The sequence below is a fragment of the Herbidospora sp. NBRC 101105 genome (assembly GCF_030269205.1).
Lineage (GTDB): Bacteria > Actinomycetota > Actinomycetes > Streptosporangiales > Streptosporangiaceae > Herbidospora > Herbidospora solisilvae.
In genome coordinates this window covers 1,551,263-1,571,955 of sequence record NZ_BSSX01000001.1, presented here as the reverse complement: position 1 = coordinate 1,571,955, position 20,693 = coordinate 1,551,263, and the positions used below count along the sequence as shown (strand labels likewise).

Annotated in this window: 2 protein-coding genes; both read right to left on the bottom strand. The window is 74.1% G+C overall.

What is annotated here, in order from left to right:
• Positions 1-249: 249 nt before the first annotated feature.
• Positions 250-450, bottom strand: a complete 201-nt coding sequence (locus QSK34_RS06865) for an MbtH family protein (protein ID WP_285581129.1) — start codon at positions 448-450, stop codon at positions 250-252.
• Positions 447-20,579: an amino acid adenylation domain-containing protein gene (locus QSK34_RS06860; RefSeq protein ID WP_502875367.1), complete on the bottom strand. Its 20,133-nt coding sequence runs from the start codon at positions 20,577-20,579 to the stop codon at positions 447-449. Before QSK34_RS06860 ends, QSK34_RS06865 begins: the two co-directional genes overlap by 4 nt.
• Between the last annotated feature and the right edge of the window lie 114 nt (positions 20,580-20,693).

Below are 20,693 nucleotides of genomic sequence, written 5' to 3'. Positions count from 1 at the left end.
CGCACGGCACCGTGCAAGCGCGGCCACCACCTCGGCGTACTCGCCGTCCGTCGCCGCAACCACGGCGACCCCGACCCGCAGCGGCAGTTCAACCCGGTTTCGAGCCACCAGCGGCAGTGGCGTCGCTCGCGGCCGTCACCTCCCGCCGGGGGTTGTGATCAAAGTAGCCAGACCGACCGGCAACCGTGCTTTCGTGACATGGACCAGCCAGCCAGCCCTGTGGCCGGCCGGCAGTCTCCCGGCACCGGATCAGGAACGCAGGCTCTTGGGCCGCATGTCCGTCCACGTCGCCTCGATGTGGTCGAGGCAGGCCTGCCGCGCCGCCGGGCCGAAGGTCACCGTCCAGCCCGCGGGCACGTCGGCGAACTCGGGCCACAGGCTGTGCTGGCCCTCCTCGTTCACCAGGACGACATAGACCCCGTCGGGGTTCTCGAACGGGTTGGTGCTCATGCGGGGGTTCCCTTCTCTAGCGCGTCGCGCCACTTGTCGGCCAGGTCGGGCGCCCCGGGGGCGCGCGTCCAGGTCGCGGTGAAGACGCCGTCCACGGTGACGGCGTCGATGGTGTACGGGTGGGTCAGGGGGGCGTCGGGATGGTCGGGGGTCTCCTCGGCGGAGGGGTCGACGGTCCAGTCGCCCTCCTCCGGGGTAAGGCGGCCCAGGTAGTTCAGCAGGACCTCCGGTTCGCCGTCGCCGTGCACAGTGATCTTCGTGAACCAGCCGACCGTACGCGACAGGTCGCGGTCGCCGTCGCGGCCGTGGCCCTCGACCTCGATCGTGACGTCGCGGCCGAAGGCCTCGCGCAGCGTCGTGACCAGGAACACGTCGGTCACGTCGAAGGCGGGGACCCTGGTCACCGAGGTGACCGCGTCGCGGACGAGGCCGTGGACGCCGGTCTCCGGCAGGTCGTCGCCCGCCGCGGCCCACTGGTGGAACTGCACGGGGACGGGGGCCAGCTCTTCGCCGCGCCAGGCCGCCACCAGGTCGTCGAGGATGACGCCCCACGAGACGGCGTCGACCGCCAGGTGGTGGATCGACAACCGGACGCGGTCGCCGAGCCAGTCGACGGCGACCATCCGGCCGACGCGCGGGTCGAGGTCGCCGACCGTGAACTCGCCGATGTGGAGGCCGTCGTCGGCGAGCCGGGAGCGGAGCATCGGATGGTGGGCGGCCACCTTCGCCAGGAGTTCCGCGAACCGCTCAGGTGTCAGGCCGGCCGGGACGCGGAGCACGGCCGACTGGCAGAACGACTCCATGTGGGGCCGCCGGACCAGGCGGCGCATGATCGGGGTCAGCGGGATCGCCTCCCGGCGGGCCGCCTTCGCCAGGGCCTCGACCGTGCGGGACTCGAAGATCTCGCGGGTGGTGACCGTCCAACCGGCGGCGCGGGCGCGGGCGAGGACGCGCATGGCGACCAGGCTGTCGCCGCCGAAGGCGAAGAAGTCGTCCTCGACGCCGATGCCGGGCACGTCCAGCACCTCGGCGAACACCGCCAGCAGCGCCCGCTCGGCCTCCCCCGACGCGGGGCGGCTCCGCGAGGGCGCGAACGACGGGGGCGGGAGCGCGGCCCGGTCGAGCTTGCCGTTGGGCAGCACCGGCAGCCGGTCGAGGGCGACGAAGGCGCTCGGGACCATGTAGCCGGGCAGCTCCCGGGCGGCCAGGTCGCGCAGGCCCTCCACCGCGCCGGCGACGTAGGCGACCAGCCGGCCGTCGACGACCTGCACCGTCACCTGCGCCGCCCAGCGGCTCAGCACCGCCTCGATCTCGCCGGGTTCCACCCGGTGACCCCGGACCTTGACCTGGTCGTCGGCGCGGCCCTGGTAGTCGAGCCGTCCGTCGGCGGTCCAGCGGGCCAGGTCGCCGGTACGGTACATGCGCTCCCCCGCCGCGAACGGGTCGGCCACGAACCGTTCGGCGGTCAGGCCCGGCCGGTTGAGGTAGCCGCGCGCGAGGCCCGCGCCCGCCAGGTAGAGCTCGCCGGTGACGCCGGGGGCGACCGGGCGCAGGCCCGCGTCCAGGACGTAGGCCCGGGTGTTGGCGACGGGGCGGCCGACCAGCGGCGTCGCGCTGTCGCCCGTGTGGGCCACGAGCGCGTCGACCGTGGCCTCCGTCGGGCCGTAGAGGTTGACGCCGGACCGCATCCGCGACCACAACGTGTCGGTGACCGCCTCGCCGCCGACGCCGACGAGCGCCAGCGGGCCGTCGTCGAGCAGGCCCGGCATCTGGGCCAGGAACGACGGGGTGACCTCGATGAAGTCGATCGTGTGGGCGCGGACGAACCGCTCCAGCAGGACCGGGTCGCGCCGGGTCTCGTCGTCGGCGACGTACAGGGCGTGGCCGTCGACCAGCCACAGTTGCGGCTGCCACGACGCGTCGAACGAGAACGACCAGGCGTGCCCGACGCGGAGGTGGCGGCGGCCGGTGGTGGCCTTCACGCGGTCGTAGAGGTCGGCGCGGTGACTGTGGAACAGGTTCGCCATCGAGGCGTGGGTGACCACGACGCCCTTCGGGCGGCCGGTCGAGCCGGAGGTGTAGATCACGTACGCCGGGTGTCTCGGGTCGTAGACCTCCGGGAGGTCGCCGGAACCGTCGAGGCCGTCCAGGGTGTGCAGGACCAGCACCGGGTCCGCGTCGGCGAGCATGCCGGCGACGCGGGCCTCCGGCAGCGCCGGGTCGATCGGCAGGTAGGCCGCCCCCGACCGCAGCACCGCCAGGATGGCGATCACGTGGTCGGCCGTGCGCGGCAGCGCCAGCGCGACGATCTTCTCCGGGCCCGCTCCCCGGCTGACCAGGGCCCTGGCCACAGAGTCGACCGACGAGGCCAGTTCGGCGAACGTCCACGACCGGCCGCCCGCGACCAGCGCCACCTCGGCGGGGGTGGCCGCCGCCTGGGCCGCGAACAGTTCCGGGACGGTGCCGCCCGTTTCCCGGACCACGCCGGTGCCCTGGTCGAGCAACCACGCACGCTCGCCCGGGACGAGGCCGTCGAGGGCACCCACGACCGGGTCGTCGGCGACCCGCCTCAGGATCTCCGCCAGGGCGTCCGCGACGCGTTCGGCCCCGGCCCGGTCGCCGTGGAACTCGGCCGTCAGCACCAGCTCCTCGCCGGGCTCGACGGCCCAGGTCAGCGGGTAGTGCGTGGCGTCGTGGTGGGCGATCGGGGTGAACCGGTCGTGGCCGCCCGCGTCGGGGTAGGACTCGAAGACCATCAGGGTGTCGAACAGCTCGCCCGTCCCGGCGGCCTTCTGGATGCCGGCCAGGCCGAGGTGCTGGTGCTCGATCAGCGACGCCTGCCGGTCCTGGAGTCTCGTCAGGTACGCCGTCATCCGCTCCCCCTCGCGAGGGGTGGCCCGCACGGGGACGGTCGTGATGAACAGGCCGACCATCGAATCGGCGTCCGCCATGTCGCGGCCCGAGACCGTGGCGCCGAAGACGACGTCGTCGCGGCCGGTCAGGCGGGCCAGCAGCAGGCCCCACGCGCCCTGGGCGACCGTGTTGAGCGTCAGGCCGTTCGACCGGGCGTAGGCGGTGAGGCGCTCGGTCTCGGACCGGGTCAGCCGCACCTGGTGGAGCTTCGGCAGCGCCGGGTGGTGGGCGCCCTGGCCGAGCAGGGTGGGTTCGGCGCCGTCGAGCGCCTCGGCCCAGGCCCGCGCGGCGGCGTCGGCGTCCTGCCTGGCCAGCCACTCCAGGTGGTCGCGGAACGGGCGGGCCGCCGGGAGGGCGCGGCCCTCGTAGAGGGTGGTGAACTCGGCCATCAGGGCCGGGAGCGACCAGCCGTCGAGCAGGACGTGCTGGTGGGAGAGCACGAGGCGGTTCCCGGCCAGCATCAGGCGCAGCAGCGGCGGGGCGTCGAGCCGGAACCCGCTCCGCTCCACGGCCAGTTCGGCGTCGAGGTCGTCCGCGGAGATCTCCCGCCAGGGCAGCTCGACTCGCGGCGGGATCACCGCCACCGGGCGGCCGGACGACAGGTGGCGGAACCCGGCGCGCAGGTTCTCGTGGCGGTCGAGGAGGGCCTGGCCCGCCGCGCGCAGCCGGCCGGGGTCGACCTCTCCGTCGATCTCGAACACGACCTGGACGGTGTAGACGTCCTCCTCGTCGTGGGAGGCGTGGAAGAGCAGCCCGGCCTGGAGGGGGGTCACCGGGAGGATCGGGTCGGCGGACTCGGCGCGCTCCTCCGGGGTGAAGAAGGCGACCGACCGCTCGTCGGCGGACGCCTCCGCCGAGACGGCCGCGAGGCCGCGTACCGAACGGAACCGGAAGACGTCGCGCGGGGTCAGCTGGAGACCCGCGGCCCTGGCCCGGCTGACCAGGCGCATCGCCACGATGCTGTCGCCGCCGAGGGCGAAGAAGTCGTCTTCCGCGCCGACCCGGTCGAGGCCGAGCACGTCGGCGAACACCCCGGCGAGCGTCTCCTCGCGCGGCGTCGCCGGGAGGGCCTCGCCCGCGGTGAAACCGGGCGCGGGCAGGGCGGCGCGGTCGAGCTTGCCGCTGGTGGTCAGCGGGAGCGCGTCGAGCCAGACGACGGCGGCGGGCACCATGTACTCGGGCAGCGTCCTGGCCAGGTCGAGGTCGCGCGGCTCGCCTGTCACGTAGGCGACGAGCCGGTCGTCGCGGGCCACCACGACGTTGACGCCGCCGATGGCGGCCTCGATCTCGCCCAGCTCGATCCGGAAACCGCGGATCTTCACCTGGTGGTCGGTGCGGCCCAGGTAGGAGAGGGTGCCGTCGCGGTTCCAGCGGGCCAGGTCGCCGGTACGGTACATGCGCTCCCCCGCCGCGAACGGGTCGGCGACGAACCGCTCGGCGGTCAGGCCGGGCCGGTCGAGGTAGCCGCGCGCGAGCTGCACGCCCGCGAGGTAGAGCTCCCCGGCGACGCCGGGCGGGACCGGCCGCAACCACCGGTCGAGCACGTAGGTGCGGGTGTTCCAGATCGGGCGGCCGATGGTGACCTCGTCGCCGGGCACCGCGACGGCGGTGACGTCGACCGACGCCTCGGTGGGGCCGTAGAGGTTGTGCAGCTCGGCGTCGACCTTCCGGTGGAACGCGGCGGCCAGGTCCGGCGGCAGCGCCTCGCCGGAGCAGAGCACCCGCTTCAGGCCGCGCACCTCGACGTCGAGGAAGGCGCGCAGCATCGACGGCACGAAGTGCACCGTCGTCACGCCCTCCCGTTCGATGAGCGCGGCCAGGTAGGCGGGGTCGCGGTGGCCGTCGGGCCGGGCCACGACGAGCGCCGCCCCGGTGATCAGCGGCCAGAAGAACTCCCACACCGACACGTCGAAACTCGCCGGGGTCTTCTGGAGCACCCGGTCCTCGGTGGTCAGCCCGTATTCGGCCTGCATCCACTGGAGGCGGTTGGCGATGCCCTCGTGCGGGACGACGACGCCCTTCGGGCGGCCGGTCGAGCCGGAGGTGTAGATCACGTAGGCCGGGCTCTTGCCCGGGTAGGCCGTGGGCAGGTCGCCGCGCGGGCCGGCCGGGAGCGGGCCGTCGACGACGAGGACGGGCTTGGCCTCGGCCAGCATGTACGCCCGGCGCTCCGCCGGCAGGTCGGGGTCGAGGGGCAGGTAGGCGGCCCCGGCGCGCTGGACGGCGTACAGGGCCGTGACCAGCTCGATCGAGCGGGGCAGCGACACGGCGACGGTCGTCTCCGGGCCCGCGCCGAGACCGGCCAGCACCCGGGCCGTCTCCTCGACGCGGGCGTCGAACTCGGCGTAGGTGAGCCGGGTGTCCCCGAAGACGAGCGCGAGCGCGTCGGGGGTGCGGCGCACCTGCTCGCGGAACAACTCGGGCAGGGTGGCCGCCGGGACCGCGACGGTCGTGAAGGCGGGGGGCTCCTCGATGTGGACGTCGAGGTCGCGTACCCGCGTCGCGGGGTCGGCCGCCACCTGGCGCAGGAGCCGCACGAGCCGGGCGGCGAGCAGGTCGGCGGTCTCCTGGTCGAACAGGTCGGCGCTGTACTCGATCCACCCCTCGACGCCGCCGTCGCGCTCGACGAAGTCGACGCTCAGGTCGAACTTCGCGGTGTCCTGGCCGGTCTCGACCTCGGTGACGGTGAGGCCGTCGAACGCGGGCGGGGCCGCCCGGCCGGTCAGGTAGACGACCATCACCTGGAACAGCGGGTGCCGGGCCAGCGAGCGCGGCGGGTCGAGCACCTCGACGAGCCGCTCGAACGGCACGTCCTGGTGCTCGTAGGCGGCCAGCGCGGTGGCCCTGACCCGGCCGAGCAGCTCGGCGAAGGTCGGGTCGCCGCTCAGGTCGGTGCGCAGCACCAGCGTGTTGACGAAGAACCCGACGAGGTCTTCGAGGCTCTCGTCGGCGCGGCCGGAGATCGGGGTGCCGAGGGGGATGTCCTCCCCCGCGCCAAGCCGGTTGAGCAGGGCGGCGACGGCGGCCTGGGTCAGCATGAACATGCTGACGCCGTGCGCCCGCGCGACCTCGCGGAGGCCGCCGAGCAGGCCGGCGTCGAGGGTGAAGCCCGCCAGGCCGCCCCGGAACGAGCTCTCGGCCGGGCGCGGCCGGTCGGCCGGGAGGGCCAGCTCGTCGGGCAGGTCCCGCAGCGTCTCCTCCCAGTAGCCGGTCTCCCCTTCGGGAGCCCAGAGGGTGTAGTCGGCGTACTGGACCGGCAGCGGCGTCCAGTCCGGGGCCTCGCCGCGCCGGCGGGCGTTGTAGGCGGTGGCGAGGTCGCGCCGGAGCGGGGCGTCCGACCACTCGTCGGTGGCGATGTGGTGGACGACCAGCGTCAGCACGTCGCCGTCGAGGTGCGCCCGGACGGGGATCTCGCGGTCGAGCGCGAACCCCGGCGTGACGGGGCCCTCGACCAGCGGGACGGTGACGTCCTGGAGGACGAGCTGGTAGGGCTCGCCGTCGCGTTCGGGGAAGACGGTGCGCAGCGCCTCGTGCCGTTCCGCGACGTCGTTCAGGGCGTGCCGCAGCGCCGCGACGTCCAGGGCGCCCTCCAGGCGCCAGGCCATGGTGATCTCGTAGGCGCTCGTGTCGTCGATCCGGTCGAGCAGCCACATGCGGCGCTGGGCGTAGGAGAGCGGGAGGAACTCCGGCCGCTCGACCGGGACGGGACCCGGCCGGACCGCGTCGCCCAGCCGCAGGGCCAGCCGCGCGGGGGTGGGCGCGTCGAAGACCGCCCGGAGCGAGACCTCGGCGCCCAGCGCGGCCCTGATCCGGCTGACCAGGCGCATGCCGAGCAGCGAGTGGCCGCCGAAGGCGAAGAAGTCGTCGTCGGGGCCGATCTCGGCGCCGAGCACGTCGGCGAAGACCGCGCACAGCACCTCCTCGCGGGCGTCCCGGGGGCGGCGCGACGCGGCGGCCCGCCGCTCGGGGGAGGGGAGCGCGCGGCGGTCGAGCTTCCCGGCGACCGACCTCGGCAGCGTGTCCATCTGCACGAACGCGGCCGGGACCATGTGGTCCGGCACCTGCGCCGCGACGTGGGCGCGCAGCTCGTCCTCGGTCGCGGCCGAGACGACGTAGGCGACGAGCGTGTCCTCGCGCACGATCACCGCCGCCTGGCCGACGGCGGGGTGGGCGCGCAGCACGGCCTCGATCTCGCCGGGCTCGATCCGGAAGCCGCGCAGCTTGACCTGGTCGTCGGCGCGGCCGAGGAACTCCAGCGTGCCGTCGGGGCGGAACCGGGCCAGGTCGCCGGTACGGTACATGCGCTCCCCGGCCGCGAAGGGGTCGGCGGTGAAGCGCTCGGCGGTCAGGCCGGGCCGGTTGAGGTAGCCGCGCGCCAGGCCCGGCCCGGCCAGGTAGAGCTCACCCGGCACGTTGGCGGGCTGGGGGCGCAGGCGGGCGTCCAGGACGTACACGCGGATGTTGGCGACCGGGGCGGCCCAGCCGTCGTGCCAGCCGTAGGCGTCGACCGCGCACTCGGTCGGGCCGTAGAGGTCGTGCACGACGACCCCGGGCAGGCGCTTGAGCCGCTCCCACAACGCGGGCGGGGTGGCCTCGCCGCCGACCGAGAGCACCTTGGGCACGTAGCCGTCGAGGAACCCGTGGTGCATGAGTTCCCGCAGGTAGGTCGGGGTGAGGTCGACGTAGTCGAGCCGCTCGCGCTCGATCAGGGCGAGCAGCGCGGCGGGGTCGGTCATGGTCTGCTCGTCGGCGACGTGGAGGGTGTGCCCGGCCAGCAGCCAGAGCAGCGGCTCCCACGAGCCGTCGAAGCTGAACGACGCGGCGTGCAGCGCCCTGGCCGGTTCGGCGGTGATGAGGTCGGCGGCGTGCGCGGCGAACAGGTTGGCGATGCCCCGGTGGGTGCCGACGACGCCCTTGGGCGTGCCGGTCGACCCGGAGGTGTAGATGACGTAGGCCGCGCTGTCCGGCTCGACGTCGGCGACCTCGGCGTCACCGGTCAGCCCGTCGAGGGAGGTCAGCACGCAGACGGGCTTCGTGTCGGCGATCATGTACGCCAGCCGGTCGGCCGGATGGCCCCGGTCGATCGGCAGGTACGCGGCCCCGGAGGCCAGCACCCCCAGGATCGCCGGCACCATCTCGGCCCGGGAGACCGCCAGGCCCACCACCTTCTCGGGTCCCGCGCCCTTGGCGGCGACGTGCGCCGCCACCGCGCGCACCCGCTCGGCCAGCTCGGCGAAGGTGTAGGCGCGGTCGGCGGTGACCAGAGCCGTGTGGGAGGGCCTGGTCACCGCCAGCTCCTCGACGATCGACGGGATCGACCGGAACGGGAACGGCCGGGGCTCGCTCCGGACGGCCGTGTCACCGTCGAGCAGGACGGGCAACTCGCTGACCCGGGTGCCGGGCCGCAGCCCGTCGAGGAGTCTCAGCGCGCGGGCCCCGATGTCGGCGGCGGTCCGCTCGGTGAACCGGCCCTCGGCGTACTCCAGCAGCAGGGTCATACGGGGGCCGTCGACGAAGGTGAAGTCGAGGTCGAACCGGGCCGTCTCGATCGGGCTGTCGATCCACTCGGTCTCCAGGCCGAGCACGTCGGGGTCGCCGCCGGGCCGGTGGTGGTAGCCCATCATGACCTGGAACAGCGGGTTGCGGCCCGGCACCCGCGGCGGGTTGAGGTCTTCGACGAGCCGCTCGAACGGCAGGTCCTGGTGGTCGAAGGCGGCCAGGTCGGCCTCCTTCACCCGGTCGAGCAGCTCCCCGAACGTCGGGTCGCCGGACAGGTCGGCCCGCAGGACGAGGGTGTTCACGAAGAACCCGACGAGGTCGTCGAGCCCTTCGTCGGTACGGCCCGCGATCGGCGCCCCGATCGGGATGTCGTCGCCCGCGCCCAGCCGGTGCAGCAGGGCGGCGACCGCCGCCTGGAGGACCATGAACACGCTGGTCCCGGTGGCGGCGGCGAGCTCCCTGACCGCGTCGGCGTTCGGGACGTCCAGGCGGATCAGGCCCGAGGGACCGCCGGGGACCCGCGGGCCGTCGTGCGGCAGGGCGATCTCGTCGGGCAGGCCGTCGAGCCGGTCCCGCCAGAAGGCGAGCTGGCGCTCGCCGTCGCGGGCCAGCAGGCGGTCCTGCCAGAGGGTGTAGTCGGCGTACTGGACCGCGAGCGGCTCCCAGCCGGGGGCCCGGCCGAGCAGCCGTGCCCGGTAGGCGGTCTCCAGGTCGCGCAGGAACGGCCGGTCGGACCACTCGTCGGTGGCGATGTGGTGCAGGATCATCGCCACGAGGTGCTCATCGGGGGCGGTCTCCCGGACCGAGACCCTGATGGGCGGCTCGCGGGTCAGGTCGAACGGGCTGCGGTCGTCGACCGTGCCCACCCGGACCGTCAGGTCGGTGACGACCTGGTAGGGCTCGCCGTCGACCTCCTCGATGACGGTCCGGAGCACCTCGTGCCGCCGGACCACGTCGTTCACGGCCTGCTCGAAGGCGGCCGGGTCGAACGCGCCGCGCACCTTCACGACCAGCGGGAAGTGGTAGGCGTCGCCGCCGGAGAGGCGTTCGGCCAGCCACAGGCGCCGCTGCGCGGCCGAGGCGGGCACCCGCTCCGGTCGCGGCCCGGCCGTCAGCGCCGGGCGGGCCGGCGCGCCGCCGGCGACGCGTTCGGCCAGCAGCGCCGGGGTCGGGGCCTCGAACAGGTCCCTGATGGCGAGTTCGGCGCCGAGGTCGGCGCGGGCCCGGCTGACCACGCGGGTGGCCAGCAGCGAGTGGCCGCCGAGCTCGAAGAACGTGTCCTCTGCGGTGACCTCCTCCAGGCCGAGCACCTCGGCGAAGATGCGGCAGAGGGTCTCCTCGACGGGCGTGCGCGGCGCCCGGCCGCCGCCGCTCGCGACCGGCTCGGGCGACGGGAGGGCGGCGACGTCGAGCTTGCCGTTGTCGTTCATCGGCAATTTCGGCAGCACGACGAACGCGCCCGGCACCATGTAGTCGGGCAGCTCGCGCCTGACGTCCTCCCGGACCGCCGCGACCAGCGCGCTCGACCGGCGGGCGTCGCCGGGGTCGTTGGCGAGGGGCACTCCCCCGGTCGGGCGGTAGACGCCGTCGAGGGCGCGCGGCACCTCGGGCAGGAACACGGCCTCGAAGCAGCCCGGTTCCGGCGACCAGGTGGTGACGGCCGGGCCGAAGGTGTGCAGGAACTCCGGCTCGACGCCGCCTTCGACGATCCGGCCGTCGGGGATGCCGGTGACGCGGACGGGGTTCCCGTCGAACCCGGTGAAGTCGGGCCAGGCGACGGCCGGAACGTTCTGTACCGAGATTTCGGCGTCCGTCTTGTGGAGCACCACGTCGTAGCGGTACCTGCTGAGCTCGTTGTGGTGGTGGCCGCGCTTGGTGCGCAGGTCGAGGGGGTGGCCGAGACGCGTGAAGTAGTCGGGGTCGACGAGGAGCTCCTTCTCCAGGGCGAGGCTGCGGTCGACGTCGCCGCCCTTCACGGCCTGGATCGCCTCGTGGAAGTGCCGGTTCAGCCGGAGGTTGCGGACGTCGCCGACGAACAGCGCGCCACCCGGCCGCAGCAGCGCCATCGCGCCCTCGACGACCTCGGTCAGGTGGTCGAGGCTCGGGAAGTACTGGATGACGGAGTTGATGACGATCGTGTCGAAGAAGTCGCGCGGCAGGCCGTCGGTGACGTTCGCCGCCTGGTGCCGCAGCGTGACCTTCGAGGCGAGCGCGGGGTCCCGCTTGAGGTCCTCGCCGATCTTGCGGATGACCGGGGCGGCGAAGTCGGTCGCCCAGTAGCTGTCGGCCTCAGGAGCAAGCTTCGACAGCAGCAGGCCGGAGCCGACGCCGATCTCCAGGACGTTGCGCGGGTTGAGCGACCTGATCCGGTCGACCGTGGCCTCGCGCCATTCGCGCATGTGCTCCAGCGGGATCGGGGTGCCGTCGTAGGAGCTGTCCCAGCCCGCGAAGTCCTCGGTCCAGACGGCGGTGCCGATCTCCTCGTACTCGTCGGAGTAGATCTCCTGCCACTCCCCGATCTGGGCGCTCTCGGTCTCGCGGCGGTCTCCCGGGACGGGCACCAGATAGGCCACCAAGCGGTCGTCGCGGACGACCACGGCGGCCTGGGCCACCTGCGGCAGGCGGGTGAGCGCGCTCTCGACCTCGCCCGGTTCGATGCGGTAGCCGCGGATCTTCACCTGGTCGTCGGTGCGGCCGAGGAAGTCGATGTTGCCGTCGGGACGCCGCCGCACCAGGTCGCCGGTCCGGTACATGCGCTCGCCGGGCAGCCCGAACGGGTCGGCGACGAAACGTTCGGCGGTCAGGCCGGGACGGCGCAGGTAGCCGCGGGCCAGGCCGATGCCGGAGATGTAGAGCTCGCCCGCGACGCCCTCGGGCACCGGCCGCAACCAGCCGTCGAGGATGTGCGCGCGGGTGCCCCGGATGGGCGTGCCCACGGTCGGGGTGTCGCTGTCGTGGGTGCCGCCGCCGAGCGTGTTGATCGTGTACTCGGTCGGCCCGTAGAGGTTGTAGCCGTAGGTGCCCTCGGTGTCGCGCAGCACCGACCACACGTGGTCGGAGACCGCCTCGCCGCCGAGCAGCACGAGCGGCGGCCGGTGCCCCTCCAGCAGGCCCTCCTCGATCAGCACGTGGGCGTAGGTCGGGGTGACGTTGACGACGTCGATCCGGTTGGCCTCGCAGTAGGCGACCAGCGCGAGGGCGTCGCGGCGCAGCTCCTCGTCGCAGACGTGCACCTCGTGGCCCTCGACGAGCCAGAGGAGCTCCTCCCACGACATGTCGAACGCGAACGACACGGTGTGCGCGATGCGCAGCCGCCGCCCGCCGGCCGAGGCGACGGCCGGGTCGAAGATCTCGCTCTGGTGGTTGAGCTGCATGTTCGTCAGGCCCCGGTAGGGCGTGACGACGCCCTTCGGGCGGCCGGTCGACCCGGAGGTGTAGATGACGTAGGCGGGATGGTCGAGGCTGAAGTCGACCGTGACCGGGTCGGCCGCGAAGTCCTCCAGCCGGTCGAGGTGGACCCTCGGCGTGGTGGTCGCGATGCGGGCCGAGACCTCCGGCGTGGTGACCAGGACGACCGGCCGGGCGTCCTCCAGCATGGCGGCCAAGCGGTCGTCGGGGTGGTCGAGCTCCAGCGGCAGGTAGGCGGCGCCGGTCCGGAGCACGGCGAACAGCGCGGCGACCATGTCGATCGACCGGGGCAGGCCCAGGGCCACGACGGCCTCCGGCTCGGCGCCGTGGGCGATCAGCAGGCGGGCGATGCGGTTGATCTTCGCGTCGAGCTCGGCGTAGGTGACGGTGACGTCGCCGAAGACGAGCGCGGTGGCGTCGGGGGTGCGTCCGGCCTGCCGGGCCAGCAGGTCGGCGATGGTGTCGGCCGGGTCGTCGACGCGGTTCTCGCCGGGGTCGACGGCCTCGGACGGCAGCGAGGCGTCGAGGCGGCCCGTGGGGGCGGTGACGTCGGCGGCCAGCCGCGTCACGACGAGGGCGAACCGGTCGAGGAGGTCGGCGGCGTAGCGCTCGGAGACCAGGTCGGGGCGGTAGGCCAGGGTGACCCTGGTCGGATCGCCGGGGGTGACGATCAGGTTGACCGGGTAGTGGGTGGCGTCGACGTTGGCGACCGCGGTCGCGCCGTGGCGTTCGCGCAGGTCGGCGAGGCGTTCGCGGGTGTCGCCGTCGCGCATGACGAACAGCGTGTCGAACAGCCTGCGGTGGCCCGTCTCGGCCTGGACGACGCCGAGGCCGAGCCACTCGTGCGGCATCAGCGCGAGGCGCTCGTCCTGCACCCGGCGGAGCAGCGCGCCGACCGGCTCGGCGGGGTCGAAGGCGATGCGGGCCGGGACGGTGTTCAGGAACAGGCCGATGACGTTCTCGACGTCGGGGACCTCGGCCGGGCGGCCGGCGACCGTGGTGCCGAACACGACGTCGCTGCGGCCCGTCACGCTCGCCAGGGTGAGGCCCCAGGCCGTGGTGAACAGGGTGTTGAGGGTGAGGCCGTGGCTCCGGGCGACGTCGCGGAGCGTGCCGGGCAGGTCGCGGTCGAGCTGCTCGGGGATGACCGGGTCGTGGTCGCCCGGGGCGAGCAGGGTCGGCTCGTCGAGGCCCTTGAGCGCGGCGCGCCAGGCGGCGGTCGCGACGGCGGTGTCCTGGGCGTCGAGCCAGGTCAGGTAGTCGCGGTAGCCGCTCGTGCCCAGAGGCGCGGCGGGGTTCTCGTACAGGGAGAAGAGCCGGTCGAGGAACAACCACGCCGACCAGCCGTCCCACAGGAGCAGGTGGCGGCCGATGACGAGGCGGTCGCGGTCGGGCAGCCGGATCAGCAGGACGCGGAACAGGATCGGCCGGTCGAGGTCGAACCGCTTGAGGCGCTCGGCCCGCATGAGGGCGTCGAGGTCCTCGGGATCGTCGTGCACCTCCAGCGGGATCTCGTAGTCGGTCGCGATGAACTGGACCGGCTGGCGCAGGCCGTCGCTGGTGAACCCGGCCCGCAGGCCCGGGGTGGCGGCCAGCAGCGCCCCGATCGCGGCGCGCAGCCGCTCGGGGTCGAGCCGGCGGTCGAGGTCGAAGGTCTCGTGGACGGTGTAGACGTCGAGCTCGCCCGCGTCGAAGTTGGAGTGGAAGAACAGGCCCTCCTGGAGCGGCGCGAGCGGCCAGACCTCCAGGTCGCCGAGTTTCGCGCGCTCCTCCTCGGTGAGGCGGAACTCCCGCCGGGCCGCCGTCGTGCCGGTCACGGCCTCGGCGGTCGCGGCGAGGGCGGCCGGGGTGCGGTGCACGAAGACGTCGCGCGGGCTGACGGCCAGCCCGGCCGCGCGGGCCCGGCTGGAGACGCCGATCGAGCTGATGCTGTCGCCGCCGAGCAGGAAGAAGTCGTCGTCGGCGCCGACCTCGCCGAGCTTCAGCACCTCGGCGAAGATCGCGGTCAGCAGTTCCTCGCGCGGGTCGCCCGCCGCGCGGGCCGCCGCCCGCCGCGCCGTGGGCTCGGGCAGGGCGTCGCGGTCGAGCTTCCCGCTCGGGGTCAGCGGGAGGGCGTCCAGGATCACATACGCCCCGGGCGTCATGGCGGCCGGGAGCCGCTCGGCGACCGCCCGGCGGACGTCGTCCTCGGTGACGTCGCCGACGACGTAGGCGACCAGGGTGTTCGCCCGGACGGTGACCGCCGCGCGGGTGACGCCGTCGACGGCGGCGAGCGCGGCCTCGACCTCGCCGAGCTCGATGCGGTTGCCCCGGAGCTTCACCTGGCGGTCGGTGCGGCCGAGGTAGTCGACCGTGCCGTCGGGGCGGCGCGAGACGAGGTCGCCGGTGCGGTACATGCGCCGGCCGGGCTCGAAGGGGTCGGCGACGAACCGCTCGGCGGTCAGGCCGGGCCGCCCGTGGTAGCCGAGGGCGAGCTGCACGCCGGTCAGGCAGAGCTCGCCGGGCACGCCGTCGGGCACCGGCCGCAGGCACGTGTCGAGCACCCGCAGGCCGGTGTTCCAGACCGGCTTCCCGATGGGCACCGTGAGGTCGTCCTGGCCGGTCGTGTACGGGTGGAAGGTGACGTCCACGGCCGCCTCGGTCGGGCCGTAGAGGTTGTGCAGCGGGACGCCGGTCAGTTCGGTCCAGCGGCGGGCGGCCTGGCCGGGGAGGGCCTCGCCCGAGGAGAAGACCCGCCGCAGCGAGCCCGCCCACGACGGGTCGGCGGTGATCTCCGGGGCGGCGAGGAACGCCTCCAGCATCGACGGCACGAAGTGCATCGTGGTGACGCCCTCGGCCGCGATGAGCCCGGCGAGGTAGGCCGGGTCGTGGTGCCCGTCCGGCTTGGCGAACACCACCGCCGCGCCTTCGCAGAGCGCCCAGAAGAACTCCCAGACCGAGACGTCGAAACTGGCCGGGGTCTTCTGCAGGATCCTGTCGTCGGAGTCGAGCGGGTAGGCGCCCTGCATCCACTCCAGCCGGTTGACGATGGCCTCGTGGGAGACGAGCACGCCCTTGGGACGGCCGGTCGAGCCGGAGGTGTAGATCAGGTACGCGGGGTCGCCGGGCCGCGCCCGATCCGGGTCCGGGCGGTCGCCGCCCGCAGCGCCGACGCCCACAGAGTCAACGCCCGCAGAGTCAACGCCCGCAGGACCGACGCCCACAGAGTCGACGCCCGCGGGGTCGACGTCACGGGCCGCGCTCGGGCGGCTTTCGCCGCCCGAGATTTCAACATGTAGCTCTCGGCCCCGGATCACCGTCCTGGCGCCGCTGTCGGCCAGCATGTAGGCGATCCGGTCGGCCGGGTAGCCGGTGTCGATCGGCAGGTAGGCCGCGCCCGACTTCAGCACCGCCAGCAGGGCGATCATGAGCTGCTCCGAACGCGGCACCGCCACGGCCACGACGTCGCCGCGCCCGGCGTGCAGCCGGCTCGCGAGTTCGGCCGCGCGGGCGTCGAGTTCGGCGTAGGTGAGGCGCGTGTCCTCGTACACGACCGCGAGCGCGTGCGGAGTGCGGGCCACCTGTGCCGCGATGCGGTCGGCCAGGGTGCCCGGGTCGATCGGCACGGTCTCGCCCTGCTGCGGGCCGAGGTCCTCGGCCAGGTCGACGCGGGCGGCACGCTGGCCGGGGTCGGTGGCGACGGCGGTGAGCAGGCGGGCCAGCCGGTCGGCGATCCCCTCGGCCTCGGCGCGCGGCACCCGGCCCTCGTGGAACTTCAGCCGCAGGTCGAGGCGGCGGCCCGGCTTGACGATCAGCGCGAGCGGATAGTGCACGGTGTCGTGGAACTCCGCGCCCGCGATGCGCAGCCCGCCCGCCGCGAGGCCGCTGCTGGACGGATAGTTCTCGAACACGACCAGCGTGTCGAACAACTCCCCGCCCCCCGCGCGCCCGGCGGCCCGCTGGACGGCGGCCAGCCCGAGGTGCTGGTGGTCGAGCAGCGCGGCCTGCTCGCCCTGCAGCGTGGTGAGCAGGTCGGCCAGCGTCGCCGACGGGCTCCACCGGAACCGGGTCGGCAGCGTGTTGATGAACAGGCCGACCATGTCCTCGATCCCGGCCACCTCGGCGTCGCGGCCGGAGACGGTGGTGCCGAAGACGACGTCCTCGCGCCCGGTGGTGCGGCCGACGAGGAGCCCCCAGGCCCCCTGCACGACCGTGCTCAGCGTCACGCCGAGCCGGCGGGCCCGCGCGGTGAGCCGTTCGGTGACGTCCTCGGCGAGCTCGACCCGCACGTGCGCCGGGACCACCGGGACCGGTGGCGCGGCGACCATGCGGGTCGGCTCGTCGAACCCGGCCAGGGCCTGCGCCCAGGCCGCCCGCGCGCCCTCGCCGTCGCGCCCGGCCAGGCCACGCAGGAACTCGCGGTACGGGGTGACCTCCGGCAGCGCCTCACCCGCGTAGAGCGCCAGCAGCTCACGGTGGAGCACCGGCAGCGACCACCCGTCGGCGACGATGTGGTGGAACGTGAGGACCAGCCTCCGGCCGCCGATCAGCGCGCAGCGCAGCAGCGGCGCGCCCGCCAGGTCGAACGGCCGGGCCCGCTCCTCGGCGGTGACGTCGTGGTCGGCCTCCCGCCACGGCAGCGCCACCGCGCGCCGGATCACCTGCACGGGACGGCCGCCCGCGCCGGGCCGGAAACAGGCCCGCAGCGGCGCGTGCCGGGCGACCAGCAGCTCCGCCGCCCGGCGCAGCCGCTCGGGGTCGACCCCGCCGTCGAGCTCGACCACCTGTTGCACCACGTAGGCGTCGTGATCGTCGGCCAGCGAGTGGAAGTAGAAGCCCTCCTGGAGGGGGCTGAGCGGCAGCAGCTCCTCGACGTCGAGCCCGGCGACGTCCACGCCCCCGGGCACGTCCAGGACGCCGGCGGCCTGCGCCCGGACGTCGGCCACGACGCCCGCCAGCCCGGCGACGGTCCGGTGCCGGAAGACGTCGCGGGAGGTCAGCCGCAGCCCGGCGGCGCGCGCGCCCGCGAGCACCCGGATGGCGGTGATGCTGTCGCCGCCGAGGGCGAAGAAGTCGTCGTCGATCGTCACGCCGGAGACCCCGAGCGCCTCGGCGAACAACCCGCAGAGCAGTTCCTCGCGGGGGTCGCGCGGGGCGCGGCCGGAGCTGAGGGCGGCGTAGTCGGGGGCGGGCAGGGCGGCGGCGTCGATCTTGCCGCTGGCGGTGACGGGCAGCCGGTCGAGCGGGGTGAAGGCGGCCGGGACCATGTAGTCGGGCAGCCATTCGGCGGCGTGCGCCCGCAGGACGCGCATGAGCGCCGACACGTCCCGGAAGGGGGCGGGCCGGTTGGCGAGCGGGAAACCGCCGGAGGGCCGGTAGACGGGCACGGCGGTGGCGCCCGGCCGGGTGAAGACGGCCTCCAGGGAGCCGTCGTCGGCCTGGGCGTCCCAGGTGACCGTGGCCCGGAAGCCCTGCTCGGCGGCGAGGGCGTGCAGGTCCTCGGGGTCGACGCCCTCGGCCGCCGCCGGGCGGCTGGTGTCGTCGACGGCGTACAGGGCGGTGAGGTCGGCGGTCAGGCGGGCGTTGGGGATGCCGGTCACGCGCAGGCCGTCGGTGAGGGTGAGGCCGGGGCCCGTCCACCGGACGGCCCGCTCCCCGGCGGGTTCCGCGAGGCCGGGGCGCAGCACGACGTCGTAGCGGTAGCGGGTGAGCTCGTTGTGGAAACGGCCCCGCTTGACCTGGACGTCGGCGGTGAAACCGTCGAGGGTGGCGAAGAAGTCGGGGTCGAGCAGGAGTTCGCCCTCCCATGCCACCGAGCGGTCGGTCGCCGCCCGGATCGCCTGCTTGTCGTCGGGGTGGCGGCGGGTCTCCACGGCGGCCCGCAGCGTGCGGAGGAGCCGGAGGTTGCGCACGTCGCCGACGAAGACCGCCCCGCCGGGGGCCAGCAGCGTCGCCGCCTTCCGGATGACCCGCTCCAGGTAGGCGGCGTCGGGGAAGTACTGCGCGACCGAGTTCAGCACGACGACGTCGAAGTGGCCCTCGGGCAGGCCGGTGACGTCGTCGGCGGGCTGGGCCCGCAGGCGCACCTTGGCGGCCAGCGCGGGGTCGAGCCGGTCGCCGAGCGCGCGGACGGCCTCCTCCGAGAGGTCCGTGGCCCAGTAGGCCTCGGCCGACGGCGCGATCCGGTCGAGGATCAGGCCGCTGCCCACGCCGATCTCCAGGACCTTCCTGGGCTTCAGGTCCTCGATGCGCGCGACGGTGGCCTCGCGCCACTCGCGCATCTCCGCAAGGGGGATCGGGAGGCCGTCGTACATGCTGTTCCACCCGGCGAAGCCGTCACCGGCCGAGGCGGAGTAGAGCAGCTCGTGCAGGTCCTTCCACTCCTCGACGCGCGCCCCCTCGGCGAGCGACGGCACGACGTAGGCGGCCAGCCTGCGGTCGCCGGGCCGGTCCTCGCGCACCACGACGGCGGCCTGCTCGACGGCCGGGTGGGCGCGCAGCACCGACTCGATCTCGCCGGGCTCGATGCGGAAACCGCGGATCTTGACCTGGGAGTCGACCCGGCCGAGGAACTCCAGGCGGCCGTCCGACCGCCATCTGACCAGGTCGCCGGTGCGGTAGAGGCGCTCCCCCGGCCCGCCGAACGGGTCGGCGACGAACCGCTCGGCGGTGAGCGCCGGGCGGCCGAGGTAGCCGCGCGCCAGGCCCTCGCCCGCCAGGTAGAGCTCACCCGGGACGCCCGCCGGGACCGGCCGCAGCCGGTCGTCGAGCACGTAGGCGCGGGTGCCCGGGTCGGGAACGCCGATCGGCACGATCGAGCCGGGCGCGATGTCGGGGTCGCACAGGCCGAGCGTGGAGTTGGTGGTGGCCTCGGTGGGGCCGTAGGCGTTGAACATCATCCGGCCGCGCGCGTAGCGGTTGACCAGCTCGGGCGAGACGCGTTCGGTGCCGGCGAGCAGCGTCGCCGGGGGCAGGACCACGTCCGCGGGCATCGCGTCGAGCAGCGCGGGCGGCAGGATCATGAAGGTGATGCCGTGGGCGTGCGCGTAGTCGGCCAGCGGCCGTCCGGGCACCCGCAGCTCCGATGGCACCACGACCAGCCGCCCGCCCGACAGCAGGCCGAGGCACAGGTCCCAGAACGCGACGTCGAACGACGGCGAGGCGAACTGCAGCACGCGGCTGTGCGGCCCGATCCCGAACCGCTCGACCTGGGTGGCGACCAGCTTGGCGACCCCGGCGTGCGACAACACCACGCCCTTGGGCTTGCCGGTGGAGCCGGAGGTGTAGATGACGTAGGCGGCGTTGTCGACCCGCAGGTCGGTCACCGGATCGGTGGCCGGCCTGCTCTCCAGTTCCCGTACGGTCTCCGCCGCGTCGAGCACCAGGCTGCCCGGTTCGGCGGTCTCGGTGGTGGTCACCGTGCAGACGGGCCGGGCGTCCTGGAGCATGTAGGCGACGCGGTCGGGCGGATAGTCGGTGTCGACCGGCAGGTAGGCGGCGCCCGCCTTGAGCACCGCGACCTCGGCCACGATCAGGTCGAGCGACCTCGGCACCGCGAGGGCGACGACCTTCTCCGGTCCCGCGCCGCGGGCGATGAGGGCGTGCGCGATGCGGTTGGCCCGCGCGTCGAGCTCGGCGTAGGTGAGCGACTGGTCCTCGAAGACCAGGGCGGTCGCGTCGGGGCGGGCGGCGACCTGGTCGGCGAACATGGCCGGCCACGTGCGCAGTGGCACGGCGTGCGTGGTCGGGTTCCAGCCGTCGAGGATCAGGGTTTTCTCATCGGCGGGGAGCAGGTCCAGGTCGGCGACGGGGGTGCCAGGGCGGGCGAGCGCGTCGGCCAGCAGGGTGGCGAGGTGGGCGGCGTCGCCGGGGCCGTCGAAGGCGACGTGGCCGTCGTCGAAGGTCACCGTGAGGGCGGCGTCGGCGGGCCACGGGCCCACCGCGACGGCGACCTCGGGGAGCTCCTCGGGGCGGCCGTGGGCGCGGGCCTCCTCCAGGGTGGCGGTGACGCTGCGTACAAGCTCGGAGAAGGGGGTGGCCCCCGTGACCGCCAGGCGGAGCGGGAGGGTGTCGTACCCGATCAATAAGTCGGTCGCGCCGCCGTAGCGGTGCAGCAGGGCCGCGACGGCGGCCAGCCGGGTCGCCTCCGGGGCGGCGGGCACGGCCCTCCGGCCGCGCCGGGGTCCGGGCGGGGTCGCCGTGTCCACCGGGAGAGTGAGCCGCTGAGGAAGAGGGGTCAGGCGCTGGCGCCAGAAAGCCGCCGACTGATCGATAGCGGACACGAAAGACCGAGCCTCCCAAACCGTGAACACCACTACTAAGGTAAGCATTACCTAAGTTCTTCGGAAAGGCTACCTAAGCCGGGGGGCTAGAGTTAAGGGCTGCCTAACCTAAGATGAGGATTCGTGGCGATCGGTTCAGTTACTCCCAGTAAGTCACCCCCC